This is a genomic window from Actinoplanes sp. NBRC 101535 (genome assembly GCF_030269225.1).
Classification (GTDB): domain Bacteria; phylum Actinomycetota; class Actinomycetes; order Mycobacteriales; family Micromonosporaceae; genus Actinoplanes; species Actinoplanes rectilineatus.
The window spans coordinates 353,280-373,558 of record NZ_BSSY01000001.1 but is presented as its reverse complement, the minus strand read 5'-3'; the positions used below and the strand labels follow the sequence as shown (position 1 = coordinate 373,558).

General features: G+C 70.8%; 17 protein-coding genes. 5 read left to right on the top strand and 12 right to left on the bottom strand.

All coding sequences use genetic code 11. The features are described 5' to 3' along the window. Window positions 1-46 precede the first annotated feature (46 nt). Window positions 47-1,141: a glycoside hydrolase family 53 protein gene (locus tag QSK32_RS01610; protein ID WP_502872490.1), complete on the top strand. Its 1,095-nt coding sequence runs from the start codon at window positions 47-49 to the stop codon at window positions 1,139-1,141. Between the two features lie 49 nt (window positions 1,142-1,190). Beyond that, the gene (locus tag QSK32_RS01605; RefSeq protein WP_285471018.1) at window positions 1,191-2,291 is read left to right on the top strand and encodes a glycoside hydrolase family 53 protein; all 1,101 of its coding nucleotides are present in this window, start codon (window positions 1,191-1,193) and stop codon (window positions 2,289-2,291) included. A 170-nt stretch (window positions 2,292-2,461) separates the two neighbouring features. Here QSK32_RS01605 and QSK32_RS01600 read toward each other — a convergent pair whose 3' ends face one another. The 6 genes from QSK32_RS01600 to QSK32_RS01575 all read right to left on the bottom strand — a co-directional run bounded on the left by QSK32_RS01600 (window position 2,462) and on the right by QSK32_RS01575 (window position 9,376). Then, window positions 2,462-2,935 (bottom strand): BP74-related protein, encoded by a 474-nt coding sequence (locus QSK32_RS01600; RefSeq protein ID WP_285471017.1) that lies wholly within the window; start codon window positions 2,933-2,935, stop codon window positions 2,462-2,464. A gap of 129 nt (window positions 2,936-3,064) precedes the next feature. Further along, complete coding sequence (locus QSK32_RS01595) at window positions 3,065-3,832, bottom strand: hypothetical protein (protein WP_285471016.1); 768 nt, start codon at window positions 3,830-3,832, stop codon at window positions 3,065-3,067. A gap of 87 nt (window positions 3,833-3,919) precedes the next feature. Further along, a complete protein-coding gene (locus QSK32_RS01590; protein ID WP_342669819.1) occupies window positions 3,920-6,037 on the bottom strand; it encodes an MMPL family transporter in 2,118 nt (705 codons plus the stop codon). Between the two features lie 71 nt (window positions 6,038-6,108). Then, complete coding sequence (locus tag QSK32_RS01585; RefSeq protein WP_045746766.1) at window positions 6,109-6,672, bottom strand: TetR/AcrR family transcriptional regulator; 564 nt, start codon at window positions 6,670-6,672, stop codon at window positions 6,109-6,111. 104 nt (window positions 6,673-6,776) lie between these two features. Then, on the bottom strand, window positions 6,777-7,520 hold the full coding sequence (locus QSK32_RS01580) for a helix-turn-helix domain-containing protein (protein WP_285471015.1): 744 nt from the start codon (window positions 7,518-7,520) through the stop codon (window positions 6,777-6,779). Beyond that, window positions 7,517-9,376, bottom strand: coding sequence for an AAA domain-containing protein (locus tag QSK32_RS01575; protein WP_285471014.1), 1,860 nt, complete (start codon window positions 9,374-9,376; stop codon window positions 7,517-7,519). Before QSK32_RS01575 ends, QSK32_RS01580 begins: the two co-directional genes overlap by 4 nt. A gap of 298 nt (window positions 9,377-9,674) precedes the next feature. On the opposite strand from QSK32_RS01575, the gene QSK32_RS01570 reads away from it, so the two are divergent. Together QSK32_RS01570 and QSK32_RS01565 are read left to right on the top strand one after the other, a co-directional pair. Next, window positions 9,675-10,856: a glycosyltransferase family 87 protein gene (locus QSK32_RS01570; RefSeq protein ID WP_285471013.1), complete on the top strand. Its 1,182-nt coding sequence runs from the start codon at window positions 9,675-9,677 to the stop codon at window positions 10,854-10,856. An 11-nt stretch (window positions 10,857-10,867) separates the two neighbouring features. Continuing rightward, the gene (locus tag QSK32_RS01565) at window positions 10,868-11,953 is read left to right on the top strand and encodes a hypothetical protein (RefSeq protein ID WP_285471012.1); all 1,086 of its coding nucleotides are present in this window, start codon (window positions 10,868-10,870) and stop codon (window positions 11,951-11,953) included. On the opposite strand, the gene QSK32_RS01560 is transcribed toward QSK32_RS01565, so the two are convergent. Further along, window positions 11,835-12,569: a LamG-like jellyroll fold domain-containing protein gene (locus QSK32_RS01560; RefSeq protein WP_083449537.1), complete on the bottom strand. Its 735-nt coding sequence runs from the start codon at window positions 12,567-12,569 to the stop codon at window positions 11,835-11,837. The two genes, QSK32_RS01565 and QSK32_RS01560, sit on opposite strands and share 119 nt — an antisense overlap. 269 nt (window positions 12,570-12,838) lie before the next feature. Between QSK32_RS01560 and QSK32_RS01555 the strand changes: the two genes are divergently transcribed. After that, window positions 12,839-13,477 carry a hypothetical protein gene (locus QSK32_RS01555; protein WP_245674248.1) on the top strand — a complete coding sequence of 213 codons (639 nt, stop codon included), beginning with the start codon at window positions 12,839-12,841 and terminating at the stop codon, window positions 13,475-13,477. A gap of 41 nt (window positions 13,478-13,518) precedes the next feature. On the opposite strand, the gene QSK32_RS01550 is transcribed toward QSK32_RS01555, so the two are convergent. The 5 genes from QSK32_RS01550 to QSK32_RS01530 all read right to left on the bottom strand — a co-directional run bounded on the left by QSK32_RS01550 (window position 13,519) and on the right by QSK32_RS01530 (window position 20,273). Beyond that, entirely contained in the window at window positions 13,519-15,135 is a 1,617-nt protein-coding gene (locus tag QSK32_RS01550) for an amidohydrolase (protein WP_285471011.1), read from the bottom strand. Window positions 15,136-15,150: 15 nt separating this feature from the next. After that, window positions 15,151-16,635: an L-arabinose isomerase gene (gene araA / locus QSK32_RS01545; RefSeq protein ID WP_045746759.1), complete on the bottom strand. Its 1,485-nt coding sequence runs from the start codon at window positions 16,633-16,635 to the stop codon at window positions 15,151-15,153. Between the two features lie 70 nt (window positions 16,636-16,705). Beyond that, window positions 16,706-17,731, bottom strand: a complete 1,026-nt coding sequence (gene yjfF / locus QSK32_RS01540) for a galactofuranose ABC transporter, permease protein YjfF (protein WP_045746758.1) — start codon at window positions 17,729-17,731, stop codon at window positions 16,706-16,708. Next, window positions 17,728-18,750 (bottom strand): ABC transporter permease, encoded by a 1,023-nt coding sequence (locus QSK32_RS01535; protein WP_045746757.1) that lies wholly within the window; start codon window positions 18,748-18,750, stop codon window positions 17,728-17,730. The genes yjfF and QSK32_RS01535 overlap by 4 nt, the downstream gene beginning before the upstream one ends. Beyond that, window positions 18,747-20,273, bottom strand: coding sequence for a sugar ABC transporter ATP-binding protein (locus QSK32_RS01530; RefSeq protein WP_045746756.1), 1,527 nt, complete (start codon window positions 20,271-20,273; stop codon window positions 18,747-18,749). The genes QSK32_RS01535 and QSK32_RS01530 overlap by 4 nt, the downstream gene beginning before the upstream one ends. Window positions 20,274-20,279: the final 6 nt, after the last annotated feature.

Sequence of the window (20,279 nt, the reverse complement as noted above, 5' to 3'; positions counted from 1 at the left end):
GGGTCGGCACCCCAAAAATTGTCCTATTGGTCCACATAGGAGAATCATGAAGCGTCTATTCGCTCTTGTCGTAGCATTTACGCTCATCGCATCCCCGGCGCAGGCGGTGGGGAAGCCCGACCGCCTGACCATGCTCGGCGCCGACGTCTCCACGCTCCCCCGCTCCCAGGAACTCGGCCAGAAGTTCTACGACGTCCGCGGCAAGCGGGACAACCCGTACGACATCCTGAAGACCGCGGGCGCCGACTACATGCGGCTGCGCATCTGGAACGACCCGACCAGCGGGTACAGCAACAAGGCGGCGGTGCTCCGGCAGGCCCGGGAGATCAAGGCCAAGGGGCTCAAGCTCCTCGTCGACTTCCACTACTCGGACACCTGGGCAGACCCGGGCAAGCAGTTCGTCCCGGCGGACTGGGCGGGCCACGACATCGACCAGCTCACGAAAGACGTCTACGACTACACGTACGACGTCTGCACCTCGCTCAAGCGCCAGGGCACCGTCCCGGACAGCGTGCAGATCGGCAACGAGATCAACGGCGGCATGCTCTGGCCCACCGGTCAGATCACCGACAGTGACTTCGGGCCGCTCGCCAAGCTGCTGAACGCCGGGTACGACGCCACCAAGGCGTGCCACCGGTCGACGCAGGTCATGGTGCACACCGCGCTGGCCGGCAACATCGACGCGGCGCACTGGTTCTACGACGGCGTGAAGGCCGCCGGGGCGAAATGGGACATCACCGCACTGTCGTACTACTGCATGTGGCACGGCACGCTCGCCAACCTGGCCACCGTGATCGGCGACGTGAAGACCCGGTACGGCAAGCCCGTCGTGATCGCCGAGACCGCGTACCCGTGGACCACCGAGAACTTCGACCACCTCGAGAACATCATCCTGTCCGCAGCCCCGTGCGACGGGATCCCGGCCAGCCCGCAGGGGCAGGCCGAGCAGTTCACCGCGGTGCAGGACACCGCCCGCAGCGCCGGAGCGATCGGCGTCTTCTACTGGGAGCCCACCTGGACCGCCATCGAGGGCAACGGGTGGGACACCGAGGACATCGAGCACTCCGGTAACGCCTGGGAGAACATGGCCACCTTCGACGACGGCGGACGGATCAACCCGTACGTCCGCTGGCGGCGCTGACCACTCCCCGGCACAGGTTCCGTTCCTCACCATCCCCTGAAGGAGCGCGATGAAACCGTCCCTGCGCGCCATGGTCACGACCGCCGTCCTCGCGGTCGCCGTGGTGCTCAACCCCGCCCCCGCCCAGGCCGCGTCACTGACGATGCTCGGTGCCGACGTCTCGTCGCTGCAGCGCAGCCTCGACCTCGGCGCTAAGTACTACCAGAACGGCACGGCCGCCGATCCGTACGACATCCTCAAGTCGGCCGGCGCGAACTACATGCGGCTGCGCGTGTGGAACAACCCGGCCAGCGGCTACAACAACAAGGCCAAGGTCCTCCAGCAGGCGAAGGCGATCAAGGCCAAGGGGCTCAAGCTCCTGATCGACTTCCACTACTCGGACACCTGGGCCGACCCGGGCAAGCAGTACCCGCCGGCGGCCTGGGCCTCGCACTCGCTCACCCAGTTGCAGACCGACGTCTACAACTACACGTACGACGTCTGCAACTCCCTGAAGGCGCAGGGCACCACGCCGGACAGCGTGCAGATCGGCAACGAGATCAACGTCGGCATGCTGTGGCCGCGGGGCCAGGTGGTCAACAGCGACTTCGCGCCGCTGGCGAGCCTGCTCAAGCAGGGCTACAACGCGACCAAGGCGTGCAACAGCTCCACCCAGGTCATGATCCACACAGCGGACGCGGACAGCATGAGCAACGCACGCTGGTTCTACGACGGGATCAAGAACGCCGGGGTGACCTGGGACGTCACGGCACTGTCGTACTACTGCATGTGGCACGGCACGCTGGCGAACCTGTACAACGTGATCGCCGACGTGAAGTCCCGGTACGGCAAGCCGGTGGTGATCGCGGAGACGGCGTACCAGTTCACCACCGCGGACGCCGACTCCACCGCCAACTCGATCCCGGGCACGGTGCTCTGCGACGGCCAGCCGGCCAGCTGGACCGGTCAGGCGACCCAGTTCGCGTACGTGCAGAACACCGCCCGCAACGCCGGCGCCATCGGCGTCTTCTACTGGGAACCCACCTGGTATGCCGTCAAGGGCAACGGCTGGGACCCGGCGAACATCAACGGCACCGGCGACGGCTGGGACAACATGGCGACCTTCGACTGGACGGGGAACGTCAACCCCAACCTGAGGTGGACCGCCTAGCAGGTTGAGGCGCGGCGCAGCCCCCTACAGCTGCGCCGCGCCGCCGTCCACGGCCGGCTCCGTGCCGGTGTTGCCGGTGGCATCGAACGCCGGGAACGCCGCCGCCCGCGCGACCTCCTCCTCGGTGCGGTCGTGGGGCCTCCAGGGCCGGTCAGTGGACCTGCCGGGCCTTACTTGATCTCGCGGGTCAGCCTCGACGACCACGGGCACCAGTGCCCGCCGGGCAGGAACGGCCCGCCGGCCTCGTCGAGGTGGTCCTCGGTGTACACGATCGACGCGTCACAGACCTCGATCGCGACCTCGAAGAAGTCGATCGTGGCCGGGTCCAGGTGGTAACTCCACCCCGGGTTGTAGGGCACCGCCCGCTTGATGATCCGGCCATGCGGGTGGATCCGGTTCTTCTCCTCGCCGGAGAGGATCCGCCGGGCGTGGTCGATCTTCGCCTGGTCTGTCAGCTGGATGACGAACCTGTTCTGCCCATTGGTGTCGGTGAACTCGAACAGGGCGCTTTCCGCCGCCTGGATCGCCACGGTCGGGGCCGTGTTCACCGCCTGCGCGGCGGCGGGCACGGCGAGCATTCCACCGGTGGCAGCAAGCGCGGTCGCCGCGATGACGCGGCCGATCCGGGAACGCAAGGTCTGCATGTCACTTCCCCCATGTCGCATATCGAGCCCGCCGCGTGATCACGACGGACTGATACGCAAAGTAGGCGAATCGCGACTCCTTGCGTTTCAAAATGCGGGACGAAACGCTCAATAAGGTTCTTTTCTCACCTATCCGCGGGTCCAGGACCAGTCGCGGACCTGAACCTCGTGCTGCGGCGCCCAGGTGGCGTTCGTACCCGGATAAAGCGAGATCGCCTCGGCCTGCAGCCGGACCGAAGGGTCGGTGCTCGGCTCGTCCTTCTCGGTCACCGTCCACGGCGCGGGGATGTTCCGCCCGTCCAGCGCGATCGCCACCCGCCCCTTGGTGGGCTCCACGGTCAACGCGATCCTGTGCCAGGAGGTGTCCGGTTTGAGGTAGCCCGCCGACTCCCAGTCGTCGCCGGTCCACACCTGGATCGCGCCGAAGTCGTCCTGCCACGGGTTGAGCACCCACTGGAACGCCGTGCCGTAATCGACGTCGCCGTTCCAGATGAACAACCCACCCTCGACGGTCTGCGCATTGCGCGCCCCGCTCGTCGTGGACGGCAGGAACGGCAGCCGGAACGAATAGGACCCCCGATGGGTCAGCCTGAGCTGCCCGCTCCCGGCGATTTTCCTGTACGCGATGACATGCGCCATCACCCCGCGTTCGGCGACGTTCGCCCGCAGCCGCGAATAGGTGCCCTTGTTCTCGGTGGCCACGTCGGCCAGGTTGACCGCGGCCTGTCCCGCCGAGGCGTAGAGTCCGTCGCCGAGCACGGTGGTCCAGCCGGTCAGGTCCTTGCCCGAGCTGGTCACGGGCGTCGCCGCCGCGAGTGCCGGAACCGCCGGAAGGGCCGCGGCGACCGCGCCCGCGCCCGCCGCCATGAGGAAACGTCGCCGATCGAATGTCTGCACGGCATCCGCTATCGGCCACGGCCCCTGATCGTGAACAGAAAAGTGCCGGGCGCTGGTGTAGCGCCCGGCACATTCACCTCTGTCGGGTCAGACGGAGACCGGCTCCGCCTGCGGCGCCCTGCGCTCCAGGGCCGCGCCCTCCACGTCCAGTTCCGGCAGCCAGCGCAGCCAGCTCGGCAGCCACCAGGCCGCCTTGCCCATCAGCGCCAGCGCGGCCGGCACCGCGATCATGCGGACGATGAACGCGTCGAACGCGATGCCCACCGCCAGCGCGAAACCGATCGGCTTGATCGTGTCGTTGCCCTCCGGCACGAACGCGGCGAAGACCGCGAACATGATGGTGGCCGCCGCGGTGACCACCGGCGCCGCCTGCCGGAACCCGGTGATGATCGCCTGCCGCGGCTCGGCGCCGTGGGCGTGTGCCTCGTGCATCCGGGACACCAGGAACACCTGGTAGTCCATGGCCAGGCCGAACAGGATGCCGACGATGATGATCGGCGCCAGACTGAGGATCGGCCCGGTGGAACCAGCGTTGACCGCGTCGGCGGCCCAGCCCCACTGGAAGACCGCGACCGTCGCACCGAACGCCGCGCCGATGGTGAGCAGGAAGCCGAGCACGCCCACGACCGGCACCAGCAGCGACCGGAAGACCAGCACCAGCAGCACGAACGCCAGGCCGACGACCAGGGCCAGGTAGACCGGGAGTGCGTCGTTCAGCTTCTGCGACACGTCGATGCTGACCGCGGTGCTGCCGGTCACGTACACCTCGGCGCCGTCCGCGTCGTCGACCGTGTCCCGGATCGTGTGCACCAGGTCGATGGTCTTCTGGTCCTCCGCACCGGACGACGGGATGATCGTGATCAGTGCCGCCGTCCCGTCCTGGTTCGGCTGTGCCGGAGTGGCCAGGGCGACGTCCGCCAGCCCGGCGACCTTCGGCTGCACGGTGGCGGCGTGCGCCACCGCGTTCGGCCCGTCGATCAGGACCAGCAGCGGGTTGCTGACGCCCTCACCGAACCGGGCATCCATGATCGCCTGGGCGCGGGCCTGGGTGGTGCCCTCGGCCGGCCGCTGGTTGAGCGTGGTCTCCATGGAGAAGAACGGGATCGCGATGACGGCCAGGACACCGATCGCCACGATCAGGCTGAGCACCCGCTGCTTGGCGACCAGGTTGGCCCAGCCCTTGATGAAGCCGCGCCCGTCGGGCAGTTCCTCGCCGCCGGTCGCCGGCGGAAGGTCGCGCTGCTTCTTCGGCAGGGCCTTCAGCTTGATGAAGCCGAGGATCGCCGGGACCAGGGTGATCGCGACGAGCACCGCGATGACGATGGTGGCGGCGGCCGCGATGCCCATCTCACTGAGGAACGGGACACCCACCACGGAGAGGCCGACCAGGGCGATCACCACGGTCAGGCCGGCGGTGACCACGGCCGCACCGGCGGTGCCGACCGCCATCGCGGCGGCCGCCTCGACCGGCAGGCCCCGGCGCAGTTCGTGCCGGTGCCGGGTGACGATGAACAGGGCGTAGTCGATGCCGACCGCCAGGCCCAGCATCACCGCCAGGATCGGGGTGGTCGACTGCAGGTCCATGAAACCGGTGAGGGTGACCAGCCCGGCCGCGCCGATGCCGACGCCGGCCACCGCGGTCAGCAGGTTCATCCCCGCCGCGACCAGCGAACCGTACGTCAGGGCCAGCACGATCAGGGCCACCACGACACCGAGGATCTCGGACGCGCCGCCGATGTCGGCCGGGTTGCTCAGCGCCTCACCGCGGGCCTCGACGGTCAGGCCACCGGCACGCGCCGGGTCCAGCGCGCTCAGCACCGCGGCCCGCTGGTCGTCGGTCACCTCGGACGGCGTCACCGCGTAGGTCACCGAGCTGTACGCCGCCGCCAGGTCCGGCGAGACGGTCGGCTGGGCCTGGTCGAGGGGGTTGCTCGCGGACACCACGCCGGGCAGGGTGCCCAGCGAGGCCACGGTCTGTGCGACCTGCGCCGCGTTCTGCGGATCGGTGATCTTCTGACCGTCGGGGGCCTGGAACACCACCTGCACGGTCGCGCCGGCCGACGCCGCACCGAACTTGTCCTTCATCAGGTCGAGCGCGGTGGTCGACTCCTGGCCGGGAATGCTGAAGGTGTTCGTGGTGGAGCCGGAGAGGGTGACCGCGCCGGCGGCGACGGCGACCAGCGCCACCAGCCACGCGATCGTCACGGCCAGTCGATGGCGGACTGACGCCAGCCCTAGTCGGTGCAACAACGTTGCCATGAGGGGTTCCCTTGAGTTCAGTGTGTGGAACGGGGGTGCCCGAGCGCGTCGTAGCCCACCTCGATGAGGGCGGCCAGCGCGCCGGGAGAGATCTGGTCCCGGAGGGCGACGCTGGCCACCGCGATCGCGCCGAGCGCGCCGGTGACCCGGATCGCCCGGATGTGATCGCAGAGGAACTCGTCGCCGAACGCCGCGGCGATCGCCTCGCCGATCTTCTCCAGCGCCGCGCCCACCTCGCTTTCCGGCTTGCTGAGCAGGGAGGACAGGACCAACGCCACCACACCGGGCTGAGCCAGGGCGAGCTCGGCGACGGCGGTGACGACCGCTCGGTCCCGCTCGGGGCCGGGGGTGAGCCCGGCGACACCGGAGGCGGTGTCGCGCAGCTGGGTGGCACAGCGCGCGACGACGGCCTCCTGCAGCGCCTCCTTGGAGGGGAAGCGGTGCAGAAGGCCGGTCTTGGAGTAGCCCACCGAGTCGGCGATGCGCTGCACCGACGTCTCCTTGAAGCCGTGCCGGGCGAAGAGGCTGGCGGCGGCGTCGAGGATCTCGTCGTCGATCTGCTGCTTGGTGGGACGGGGCATGGGGACCACGGTAGACGGTTATGGACCAACCTGGTCCGTCGGGGACCGTGGCGGTCCACACATTCGCGTCGCCCCGTAGGGCCTGATGCCCGCCACCCGGCGGGTCAAACGCCCTTGACGACGTCGCTCACCCACGGGGCGAGCAGAGCACCGAGGTACGGGTCCGGCCCGTCCACGGCCCGCCCGAACACCAGCGGCTCCTCCACGCACTCGACCAGGTAGACCGGCAGCCACACCGGCCGCACCACGGTCGTCTCCGCGGCCACCGGCACCATCGGCCCGCTGAAGTCCCCCACGTCCCGGCGGCTCAGCAACGCCGCCACGGCATCGTCGGGAAGCGCCCCCGCACCCGGCATCACCCGGAACCGGGTGCCGTCCGCAAGCGTCAACTCCGGATCACCGAGCCAGATCGAGCGGGTCACATGCCCGTACGGCACGGGCGCCCCGTCCAGCCCGTCGAACCGCAACACCATCCGGCGGTGCGGTGCCAGCACGTACCGCCGGCCGTCCGCCACCGACCGGCGACCCAGTTCGGTCAGCGTCACCCGGTCGCCGTCCCGTTCCAGATGGCCCAGCCCGATCAGGAAATCCAGCGCCCGCGCCACCAGCGCCGGCTCCACCCCCAGGAACTCCGCCAGCTCCGGCGTGCTCCGGAGCCCCGCCTCCGCCACCGCCCGGGCCAGGAAACGGTCGAAGACCTCGTACGGGTGCGCCTCCCGGACCGTCGCGGTCACCTCCGCGGCCCACATCGGCACCAGCAGCGGGTGGATCCGCAGCGGCCGCACCCCGGGCAGCGCGTCCGCCCGGCGGGCCACCTCCCGCTCAGGCAGATGGGCCGGCCCGGTCATCGCTCCGGCGCCCCGATCCGCACCCGGCGGCCGGCCGGCGCCCGCCCGGCCAGCCGGTCCAGAACACTCTCGGTCAGCAGCGACGCCACCTCGGCCGGATCCGCCACCAGCCGGCCCCGCCCGCGCAGCCACTCCCCGACCTTGCGCCCGTCCCGCAACGGGGTACGCCCCGGCTCGCCGACCAGCACCGCACGGCGCGCGCGGACCATCGGTACCAGCGCGACCGGCACCGGCACCCGCGCCGCGTCCGGCAGGATGACCAGGTCGAATTCGTGATCCCCGTACTCCGGGCGGCCCGCCCCGAGACAGGTGGTCGCGACGACGTCCGCATAGCGCAGCAACTCGGCGTGCAGCTGCCGGCTGGGCCGCGCCGCGCGCTGCCGCCACTCCCGCATCAGGCCGGCCCGCGCCCGCAGCGTCGGCTCCACCCGCTCGATCCGCTCGGCGAACCGCGTCAGCCCGGCCACATCCGCGGTCCATTCCCACAGGTCACCGTCGTCGCCCGCCGCCGGGACAGGGCCGATCCCGGTCAGCCAGCGGCTCAGTTGCAGAGCGGAGCGTTCCGCGCTCTCCACCGTCCGTTCGGCCGCGATCCGGGCGAACGCCGCCCGGTCCGCCGCCGCCCGCACGGCGCTGTCCTGCTCCACCGCCGCGTCCAGGGCGGCGACGCTCTCCTCGTAGTCCCGCACCGCCCGGTCGAGGACCTCGCGCAGGTCTTCACGCACCGCGCCGCCACCCCACCGCCACCAGCGGCGGCTCGTGGCGGGCCGCCGGGCGGCGAGGTGGACGGCAAGCTTCCTCTCCCGGACCGCCGATCCCAGCCGGGCGCGGGTGGCGGCGACGACGGCGTTGCGCCGGACCGCCGCCTCGTCGGCGGCCTGCCGCGCCTCCCCGGCCTCCCGCAGCGCCGACCGCAGGCGGCAGAGCCAGCCCATGGCCGGAGACGGATCCCCGCCCCAGCGTTCCAGATTGCCGGCGAACTCCTGCGACCGCGCCAGGATCTGCTGCTGCACGGCGGCGGCCCCGGCGGCGAGCGTGCCCGGTTCCATGCCGCTGCGATCGGTACGGATCACCGAGGGCCCGGCGGGCAGACACGCCACCAGGGCATCCAGGTCCGCGGACGCGGGCGCCGCGATCAGCACCCGCTCACCGCGTGCCGCGGCGGCCCGGACCAGGGCGCCCACCGCGTTCAGCCGGGCGCCCGGCGGCGTGATCAGGCAGGCGAGGTCGGGCGCCCCCAGCACCACCCGGACGGCCTCCTCCACCGAGGCGACCACCTCGTGCGACGGCTCATCGTGCTCCGGCTGCGCCACGTCGTCCCCACTCTCCGCCCCGGTCACTTCGCCGTCCCCGACCGTCGATGCGGCAGCGGGTCGCCCCTCGATCGCCTGCGGGGAGATCTCCTCGTCGTTCGGCGAGATCTCCCCGCAGGCGGCAGGCTCCGGCGAGCCGTCGACGCCGGCTCCGTCCTCATCCTCGGCGCCGTCGGCCTCATCCCCGGCAGGCCGCGCTTGATCGTCAGTGAGCAGGGCGTAGTCGTCAGCGAGCAGCGCCAGCAGACCCGGGTTCGCGACCGCGCCGGCCCGCAACCGGATGACGGCGTCCTGCTGGACCCGCTCGTCGAGGCTGCCGCCCCCGGGAAGCGCCCGGGTCATGCCCGGCCGGGACGTCATCGTCGCGTACCGGGCCGGGGCCCTCTCCGCCGCGTCGATCTCGTGGCCCGCACGGACCGCCTCCTCCAGCGCATCGAGGAATCCGTCGCTGCGGGAACGGGCACGCGAAGCGGAAGCCGATCCACCGGATCGCAGTGCCGGGTCCCGGTCACCACGATGGAGATCGACGGGAGTCGACGCCATCAGCTCACCATAGTTGCGCCCGGCGCGCACCCACAAACACCGCCCCACCGTCATCCGCCCGTGGTCGCGCTCCCACAAAAGTCCCGTTCACTGTCGATCTCCCGCCGGCGGTCCGGCACGCTTCCGGCGGCGGCGCTCGACTCACGCCTGTCGAAGCGAACACCCTCCGCACCGATCCGGCCAGTCCCCCGCAGACCTTTCCACTCCATCGATACCGTCGCGCCGGGCGGGCCGGACGCGCCGGGCCGCGGTGGATCCGCGCACTCACGGACCGGGGGAACGTGCCGAACGGGGAGGTGTGGAGCACGCGCCCCGGGACGGGACGACCAGTTCGCGGCCGGACGGGACCACCGACACCGGCCTCCCGGCCCGGGGCGGGCCGCCCCGCTGGGCCGGGATCGCCGCGACGGCTCTCGCGCTGCTCCCCGCGGCGTCGGAGATCGCCCGTCTGCTGCAGGTGCGGGACATGGGGGTGGACTTCGAGCCGGTGCGCAACGCCGCCTCCGCCCTGCTCCGCGGTGATTCGGTGTTCAGCGATCCGTACTTCGTCTATCCCCCGACCGCCGTCCCCCTGCTGCTGCCCACCGTGCTCGGCAGCGTCCGGACCGCGTTCGTCTGCTGGGTCGCCGCCGGGGTGGCCGCCCTGGCCGCCGCCGCCTGGATGGTCGGCCGGCAGGCTCCGCCGCGTCGCCGGGCGCTGGTGACCGCGCTGGCCCTGCTCGGCATGCTGGGTGGGGTCGCCGCCGCCCGGTCGATCTCGCTGGGCAACCTGACGGTGTTCCTGGCGCCGGCCGCGGTGGGGATCCTGGTGGCCTTCCGTCGCGGTCACTGGACTCCGGGGTGCGCGCTCCTGGCCGCGACACTGCTGGTGAAGCCGCTGCTGGCGCCCCTGGTGCTGGTCCCGGCGGCCCACCGGCGCTGGCGTCCGCTCGCCCACACCATGCTGCCGGCCGCCGCGCTGCTCTTCGCCGCGATGCTGCTGATCCCCGGCGGTACCCGATATCCGGCGATCCTCCACTATGTAGCCCAGGGCACCAATCTGCACGGCAGCAACGCGGTCAACAACCTCTCACTGCGGGGCTGGGCCGAGGCGCATGCCCTGCCGTCGCTCGCCGGGACTGCCGCGGCCGCGGCGGTGGTCGTCTTCTTCCTGGTACGCGTCACAGCGGTCCGCCCCGACCCGGCGGCCCTGAGCGCCGCCCTCCTGCTGACCACGCTGCTCGCGAGCAGCATCTCCGAGGTCCACTACCTGCTGGTCGTGCTGGCCATGGTGCTCGTGATGCTGGCCCCGCAGCCGTGGCGGGACTGGCTCCCGTTCGCCCCCGGCATCGCCCTGCTCGCTCTGCCCGGCCCGTACGTCCCGCTCGTTCTGGGTCACCAGACCACCGGTCAGACCTGGCTGGTCCTGGCCGAGTTGCTGCTCCTGACGGCCCTGCTGACGGCACCGCGACGGTCGATACCCCGGCACTCGGCACCGTGACGCCCGGCGACATGACGCCCGGCGACGTGACGACGCCGCGGACCGTGACGTGGCGTCGCCCGGTGCTGGCCGGGGCGGCCGCGGTCCTCGGACTGGTCGTCCCGGTGGATCCGCCGGACCTGGCCGACTTCGCCGCGGCGGGCGCCCGCCTCCTCGACGGCCACCCGGGGCAGGTCTACGACGACGGCTGGATGCAGGCCGGCCCGCTCCAACTGGTCCTGAGCCGGCTGCTTCTGATCACCGGCCCGCATCCGGTCCTGATCGCGACCGTGAACGCCGCCCTGGTCCTGACGGCGATGTCCCGGTGCGACCGCCGGCACCCGGGAAGGGAGATCGCGACCGGTCTGCTGGTCGTGCTCTGGCTTGCGGTGCCGCTGCCCTGGGACGGTCACCCCGTGGAAGCGGCGGTACCGGTGCTCTGGGCGTACACCGTGAAGAGCCGCCGGCGGACCGCCCGGGTCCTGGCCCTCGGGGTCGCGGTGATGATCGCGCCGTGGGCGCTGCTCGGTTTCCCCTGCCTGCTGGCCGTGGAGCGGCCGCGGCGTGCGGTGGTGACCGCGCTGTCGGGGGCCGTGATCGGGGTGGCCGCCTATCTGCCGTTCGTGGCGACCGGGCGTTTCCGGATGTTCGCCCATGTCTGGCCGATCGCCGACCACACCCTGGCGGCGCTGCTCCTGCCCGCCGCGGAGACCGTCACCTGGCCGATGCGCCTGGTACAGGGAGTGCTGGTGGCCGGCTGCTGTGCCGGGATCGCCCTGCGGCGCCGCGACGGCGTGCAGGCGCTGACGGCCGCCGCCCTGGTGCGAGCCGGCACCGATCCGGTGGCCCTGCGCTACTACTGGACCCCGGTCGCGGTGTGCACCGTCCTGCTGCTCGCCACGATCCCCGGTCGCTGGTGGTGGCGTGGTCTCCCGCTGGCCTACGGTGCGCTGCTCGGCGCCGGTCTGCGCCGGCCGGTGCTCGGCGCGGCGCTCGGTCTCATCCTGCTGGCCATGACGCCGGCGGCGCCGACTCGATCGTCACCTGGTCCAGATCGCCGACGTAGTAGTCGCATCCGACCAGGATCTGATCGCACTGCAGCTTCCCGCCGATGGTGATCGGCCAGTCGTTGGCGATCGGCCCGGTGTAGCCGGGCCGCTGGGCGACCTGCACGCCGTCGATGATCAGCGCCACCCCGGCCTGGACCCGCAGGCAGCGGACGACGTGCCAGACACCGTCGTTGATCGTGAAGGGGGCGAAGACCTCGAGCAGACCCCGGGTGCCGCGGAAGGAGCACTGCACCTTGCCGCTCGGGATCTGCATCTTGAAGTTGCCGCCCGGGACGGTGGCCTGGCCCTTCTGGATGATGTTGCCGAACTTCCCGGTGGTCCGCAGGCGCAGCGTGACGGCGTAGTCGTTGTCGCCGGGATCGAGGTCCGGATGGTGCGCGACGATGACCAGATGGCCCGGACGGGTGGGCGGGGTGTCGGGTTCGAGTCGTTCGAACCGGTACCCGATGTCGCCGCCCAGGGTGACTCCGGTCTCCACCTCCGGGCCGATCTCGCCGTGATGTCCGCGACCGGCGGTGTCGACCATCCGGGTGGCGCCGTACACCTCGTCCATCGGCCAGTAGGCCACCTCGTAACCGGACCATCCGGCCGCCGTCGCCGGGTCTGCGCCGCTCAGGAGGGTGGTGGTGGCGAGCAGGGTGGCGAGTGCGCGGCGGTATCCCATGGCACTTCCTCGAGGGGTGTCGGGCTACGGACCGAATCGAGCTTAATGGGGCAGTTGTTCGGTTTATACACTGTTGCAGAAAACGGCTCCGGAGCGTGATCGCATCTTCACGTTCGCTCTCTCGCAGTCGGCCGGTTCTGCTTGGTAGCATCCGCCGATCATGGCCCTGTGTTCCGGCCGGGGACATGACAGCGGCAGCCTGACAACCAGATAAGGATCGTGTCGACGTGCTTCTCAATGGGACAGAAGGTCAGACTTCGGAGCAGTCAGTGATCGCCCCCAACCCCGGCCTGCCGAACCAGGCGCTGCAGGTTCTGGCCCTCGCCCAGCGCACCGCCGAGGAGCACGTGGCGAGCGCCCAGCACCACGCGGACAAGATCCGCACGGATGCGCTGGCCGCCGCCGAGCAGATCGCCCGGGACGCCCAGGCCCACGCCAACAACGTGCGCCGCGAGGCCGACCGGATCCTCGCCGAGGCGCGCGCCGGCGCCGAACAGATGGCCCGTGACGCCCAGGCCCGCGCCGAGGAGGCCCGCCGCACCGCCGAGCGGATCGTCAACGACGCCCGGGCCCGGGCCGAGACGGTCGGCGCGGACGCGCACGCCGGCGCCGAGCAGCTGAAACTCCAGGCCCAGCAGCGGTACGACGACGTCGTCGGCAGCCTCGGCGCGAAGCGCGAGGGTCTGCAGCAGCAGATCGAGTCGCTCGAGCAGTTCGACCGGGAGTACCGCGGGCGCCTCACCGCCTTCATGCAGGGCCAGCTGCGGGCGTTGTGGGCCGAGGCCCCCAAGGTCACGCCGGAGATCATCGACGCCGAGTCGGTGGACGACGAACCGACCGTCGAGGAGCCCGGCCAGGCCATGGCGCCGCGGCACCCGCGTCCCGGGCCGGAGAACCAGCAGGGCTGACCGGCGGCGTACAGCCGCGCCGGGCCGGAGAACCAGCAAGGCTAACCGGCTGCGTACACCTGCGTCCCGTCGACGTAGGTGTACGCCACCCCGGTGTCCCCGATCTCCGCGGCCGGCCCGGCGAACGGGTCCCGGTCCAGCACCACCAGGTCCGCCCGGTGACCCGGGCGGATCGTCCCGCTGTCGTCCCGCCGGTTCACATAGGCGGACCCCGCGGTGTACGCGGTCAGCGCCGTACCCAGATCAAGCTCCTGCCCCGGCAGGAACGCCGGGCGTCCGCTGCCGTGATGGGACCGGTTCACCGCCACGTGGATCGCCTGCAACGGGTCCGGCGTGGTGACCGGCCAGTCGCTGCCGGCCGCCAGGTGCGCACCGGCCCGCCGCAGGTCGCCGAACGGGTACTGCCGGGCCGCCAGCGCCGGGTCCAGGAACGGGATCGTCAGGTCGTCCATCTGCGGTTCGTGCGACGCCCAGTACGCCTGCAGGTTCGCCGTCGCACCCAGCGCCCGGAACCGTGGCACGTCGTCCGGGTGCACCACCTGCAGATGGGCCAGGTGGGGGCGGGTGTCCCGGAACCCGTTGGCCGCCCGAGCCGCGGCCACCGCGTCGAGCGCGTCGCGGACGGCACGGTCGCCGAGGGCGTGGAAGTGGGTCTGGAAGTCCAGGGCGTCGAGGGCGGTCACGTACCGCGCCAATGCCGGCGGGTCGATGAAGGACAGTCCCCGGTTGCCGGTGGCGCACCCGCATCCGTCCTGGTAGGACGCGGTCATCGCGGCGGTGAAGTTCTCCGCGACGCCGTCCAGCATCAGTTTCACGCTGTCGCAGCGCAGTCGGCCGGTGGTGAACCGGTCCCGTTTCGCGACCAGCTCCTCGATCTGGCTCGCGTCGCGGTCCCGGTCCCACCAGAGGGCACCGTTCACGGTCGCGGTCAGGCTGCCGTCGGTGGCGGCGGCGAGGTACGCGTCGGAGACGTCCGGATAGCCGTTGGTGGCGCAGACCATCGCGTCCTGCCAGGCCGTCACACCCAGCGAATGCAGGAGTTCCTGGGCCCGCAGCAGGCCGGCCAGCCGGTCGGCCGGGGTGACCGCCGGGATCAGCGACTCGACCAGCCGGATCGCGCCCTCCTGCAGGCCACCGGCCGGGGTGCCGTCCGGCAGCCGGTCGATGCGCCCGTCCACCGGGTCGGGGGTGTCCGCGGTGATCCCGGCCAGCTCCAGGGCCCGGCTGTTCACCCAGGCGCCGTGGTGATCCCGGTTGATCAGGAAGACCGGCCGGTCGGGGACGACCCGGTCGAGCAGCTCACGGCCGGGCACCCCGCCGGGGAAGCTCTCCATCGCCCAGCCGCCCCCGGCGATCCACGCCGCGTCCGGGTGGGCGTCGGCGTATCCGCGTACCCGGCGAAGGTATTCCTCCGGATCGACGGTGCCGGTCAGATCGCACTGGCCGAGTTCGACACCACCCATCACGGCGTGCACGTGCGCGTCCTGGAAACCGGGGATCAGCAGCCGGCCGCGCAGGTCGACGACCTCGGTGGCCGGCCCGGCCAGGTCCCGGACCTCGTCGTGGCCGACGGCGAGGATCCGGCCGTCCCGGACGGCGAGCGAGGTGGCGGATCCGGGGGCGAAGATCGGCCCGCCGGTGAAGAGGAGGTCGGCCATACCGCCATTAAATCCCTACCGCCCGAACCCGCGTGCCAGCCGATGGTAGGCCTGGTTCCAGCGCACCTCCTTGGCGAACTGCCGGGTGGTGGTGTCCCGGTCGATCACCAGCAGCTCGGTGCCGAGCATCTCGGCCAGGTCGGCCAGTTCCTCGGTGCCGACCGACGACGACAGCACGGTGTGGTGCGGCCCGCCCGCGGTCAGCCAGCATTCGGCCGAGGTGGCGAGCGACGGCGCCGGTTTCCACACCGCCCGGGCCACCGGCAGCCTCGGCAGCGGGGCGGTCGGCGCCACCACCTCGATCTCGTTGGCCACCAGCCGGAACCGGTCGCCCAGATCGGCCAGCCCGAGCACGACGGCCGGGCCGGGCGCGGCGTCGAAGACCAGACGGACCGGGTCCTCCCGGCCGCCGATGCCGAGCGGGTGGATCTCCAGCTTGGGTGTGCCGGCCGCGATCGACGGGCAGACCTCGAGCATGTGCGCGCCGAGGATGACCTCGTTGCCCGGGGTCAGGTCGTAGGTGTAGTCCTCCATGAAGGAGGTGGCGCCACCGGGGGCCATCGCCTTGAGGGTGTGGACGAGCACCGACGTCTTCCAGTCACCTTCGCCGCCGAAGCCGTACCCGTCGGCCATCAGTCGTTGCACGGCGAGGCCCGGGAGTTGCCGCAGGCCCCCGAGGTCCTCGAAGTTGCTGGTGAAAGCCTTGAAACCGCCGTCGGTGAGGAACTGCCGGAGGCCGAGCTCGATCCTCGCCCCGTACCGGAGTTCGGCGTTGCGCTCGCTGAGCAGCTCAGGCGAGATTTCGTAGATGTCGGAATACTCCGACACCAGCTTGTCGATCTCCGCGTCGGTCACCTGATCCACCACCGTGACCAGGTCGTTCACCCCGTAGGTGTTGACCGAGACGCCGAACCGCAGCTGCGCCTCGACCTTGTCCCCCTCGGTGACCGCGACGTCGCGCATGTTGTCGCCGAACCTCGCCAGCTTGAGGGTGCGCATGGCGGCACGGCCGCGCGCCGCGCGGACCCAGGTGGCGATCCTGGCGATCACCGCCGGGTTGGTGACGTGCCCGGCCACCGTCTTGCGGGGTACGCCGAGACGGCTCTCGATGAACCCGAACTCCCGGTCGCCGTGCGCGGCCTGGTTCAGGTTCATGAAGTCCATGTCGATCTCGGACCAGGGCAGCTCCACATTGTGCTGCGTGTGCAGGTGCAGCAGCGGAGCCCGCAGCGCGTCCAGTCCGGCGATCCACATCTTGGCCGGGGAGAACGTGTGCATCCAGGTGATCACGCCGAGGACGCCCGGGGTGGACGATGCCCGGCGGCAGACGTCGAGGATCTGCTCCGGCGTGGTGAGCACCGGCTGCCAGACGACGTCGGCGTCCAGTCGCTCGTCCAGCCGGGCGGCGATCTCCCGGGACTGGGCGGCGACCTGGTCCAGGGTCTCCGGCCCGTACAGTCCCTGGCTGCCGGTGAGGAACCAGATCTGCCCGTCGGTCATCTATTCGACCTTTCTGGTGACGAGCCGCCGCATGTCCATTCGGTCTTCCTCGTGACGAGCCGCTGCATGACTATTTGGCCCTCCTCGTGACGAGCCGCTGCATGACGATGAAGCCGAAGAGCAGGACGCCGACGATGATCCGGGTCCAGGCCGGGTTGAGGTCACCCTGGAAGTTGATGATCGTCTGAATCAGTCCGGTGACCAGCACGCCGAGCAGCGCGCCGAACACGTAGCCGGACCCGCCGGTGAGCAGCACGCCGCCGATCACGCAGGCGGCGATGGCGTCCAGTTCCAGGCCGCTGCCCTGCAACGCCCAGCCGGAGGTGGAGTTGATGCTGAACAGCACGCCACCGAGCGCCGCGCAGAACCCGCTCAGCGTGTAGACCGCGATCCGGGTCCGGCCCACCGGCAGGCCCATCAGCAGGGCCGAGTCGGCGTTGCCGCCGATCGCGTAGACGTTGCGGCCGAACCGGGTCCAGGCCAGCACCGCCGCGGCGATCAGTACCGCCGCGATGGCGATCAGGGCGATCGGCTTGGTGACCACGCCGTCGGCCAGCGGGATCCGGTACTGCGAGATCGCCTTCCAGGTCTCGTCCCGGATCGGGATCGAGCTCTGATTGATGAACAGCGCCAGGCCCCGGGCCAGGAACAACCCGGCCAGGGTGGCGATGAAGGGTTCCACCTTGAAGAAGTGGATCACCGCGCCCTGTCCGGCGCCGATCAGCGAACCGAGCAGCAGCACCAGGACCAGCACCACCAGCGGCGGCCACCCGCCCTGGAGCAGGGTGGCGGTCAGCGTGGTGGTCAGCGAGATGACCGCGCCGACCGACAGGTCGATGCCGCCCGTGATGATCACGAAGGTCATGCCGACCGCGACGACGAGCAGCACCGCGTTGTCACGGAACAGGTTGACGAAGACGCTGGGCTGGCCGAACTTCTCGTAGTTGGCGATGCCGCCGCCGTACATCAGCGCCAGCAGGACGAGGGTGGCCAGGACCGGGATGTGCCGGGTGTTCGGCTTGAAGGTCCGGCGACGGGGGTTGAGCGACGCCGCGCTCGTCGCGCCGGCCGCCGGTGGGGTATCGGTGGTGGTCATTGAGCAACCTCGGCTCGCAGTGCGGGGCGCGGCTTGAGGCGCCCGAAGACCTTCTCCCGGAAGGCCGGGGACTGGGACAGGCAGAGCGCGACCACGACGATCGCCTTGAACAGCAGCGTCGCCTGCGCGGGCACGCCGACGGCCACGACGGTCACGCCGAGCGTCTGGATGAGGATCGCGCCGAGGACGGTGCCGGCGATGGAGAACCGCCCGCCGATCAGCGCGGTACCGCCGATCACCACGGCCAGGATGGCGTCCAGCTCGATCAGGTTGCCGGCCGAGATGCTGTCGGCACTCTTGATGTTGGCGCTGTAGATCAGGCCGGCCAGTCCGGCGAAGCCACCGGCCACCATGTAGACCATCACGGTGATCCGCTTGGCGCCGATGCCGGCCAGACGGCTGGCGGTCGGGCTGCCACCCACCGACTCGAGCAGCAGGCCGAGCGCGGTGCGCCGGGTCAGCAGCACGATCAGGGCCACCGCCGCGACGGCGATCAGGAACGCCACCGGGACCGCGAGCAGGAAGCCGGAGGCGATCGTCGCGTACGGCCCGGACTGGACGTTGATGATCTGACCGTCGGTGATCAGCTGGGCCACACCGCGCCCGGCCACCATCAGGATCAGGGTCGCGATGATCGGCTGAATGCCGACGATCGCGACCAGCGCGCCGTTCCAGAGTCCGAACAGCACCGAGATGCCGATCGACGCCGCGATGATCAGCAGCACCGGGCCGACCGCGTTCTGGTCGCCGAGATCGCTGATCAGCAGGCAGGCCACCGCGCCGGAGATCGCCATCACCGAGCCGACCGAGAGGTCGATGCCCCCGGTCGCGATCACCAGGGTCATCCCGAGCGCGACCAGGATCAGCGGTGCGCTGCCCCGGAGGATGTCGATCAGGGTGCCGAACAGGTGGCCGTCGCGGATCGTGATGAACTGGTTGGAGGTGAACACGTTGACGGCCAGCAGCACCACCAGGATCGCCGCGGGCCAGAACAGCCGGTTCTTCAGGATGGACGTCATGAGGTGGCTCCGCTGGCGATGGTCTGCATGATGCGGTCGGCGTCGACGCCGTCGGTGTTCTCCAGCTCCTCGACCAGGCGGCGGTCCCGGAGCACCTCGATCTTGTGACTGAGCCGGAGGACCTCCTCCAGCTCGGCGCTGACGAAGAGCACCGCCATGCCACCGCCGGACAGCTCGGCGACCAGCTTCTGGATCTCCGCCTTGGCGCCGACGTCGATGCCCCGGGTCGGCTCGTCGATGATCAGCAGCCGGGGTTCGGTGATCAGCCAGCGGGCCAGCAGCACCTTCTGCTGGTTGCCGCCGGACAGGTTGCGGACCGGGCGCTCCGGGTCGGCGGGCCGGATCTGCAGTGCCTTGATGTACTTCTCGACGATCTCGTCCTGCCGTCGGCGCGGGATCGGCCGGGTCCAGCCGCGGGAGGCCTGCAACGCCAGGATGATGTTCTCCCGGACGCTGAGGTCGCCGATGATGCCCTCGGTGCGCCGGTTCTCCGAGGAGAACGCGATGCCCTTCTTCATGGCCAGCTGCGGGCTGCGCAGGGTGACCGGTCTGCCGTCGATGCTCAGCTCGCCCTGGTCGGCGCGGTCGGCGCCGAAGAGCAGCCGGGCCAGTTCGGTGCGGCCGGAGCCGAGCAGGCCGGCCAGGCCCACCACTTCGCCGGCGTGGATGGTCAGGTCGAACGGCGCGATGGCCCCGGACCGGCCCAGCCCTCGGGCCTCGATCACCGGGCTGGCCTCCGCCGCCTTCTCCCGGGAGCTCTGCGCCTCGTCCTCGACGTCGGAGAGGACCGCCAGCTCCTTGCCGATCATCTTCTCGACCAGCTGGACCTGCGGGAGGGCCGCCGTCCGGTACTCGCCGATGAGCTGGCCGTTGCGCAGCACGGTCAGCCGGTCGGAGACCTCGTAGATCTGGTCGAGGAAGTGCGAGACGAACAGGATCGCCACGCCCTCGTCCTTAAGCCTCCGCATGACGGCGAACAGCTGCGCCACCTCGGACGTGTCCAGACTGGACGTGGGTTCGTCCAGGATCAGCACCCGCGCGGAGATGTCGACGGCCCGGGCGATCGCCACCATCTGCTGAATCGCCAGCGAGTACGTGCTCAGCGGCGCCGACACGTCCAGGTCCAGGTCGAGCCGGGCGAGCAGCTCGGCCGCGCGCCGCCGCATCAGGCCCCACTGGATCCGCCCGAAGCGCCGCGGCTCACGGCCGATGAAGATGTTCTCCGCCACCGACAGGTTGGTGCAGAGGTTGACCTCCTGATAGACCGTGCTGATCCCGGCCTGCTGCGCCTGCAGTGGACCGTTGATCCGCACCGGCGCGCCGGCCAGCGTGATGTCGCCGCCGTCGATGTCGTACACCCCGGTCAGCACCTTGATCAGGGTGGATTTCCCGGCGCCGTTCTCGCCCATCAGGGCGTGGATCTCACCGGGGTACAACCGGAAATCGACGCCGTCGAGGGCGACGACGCCGGGGAAGACCTTTCGGATCCCGGTCATCTCGAGGACCGGGGACTGCTCAGCCATGACCTT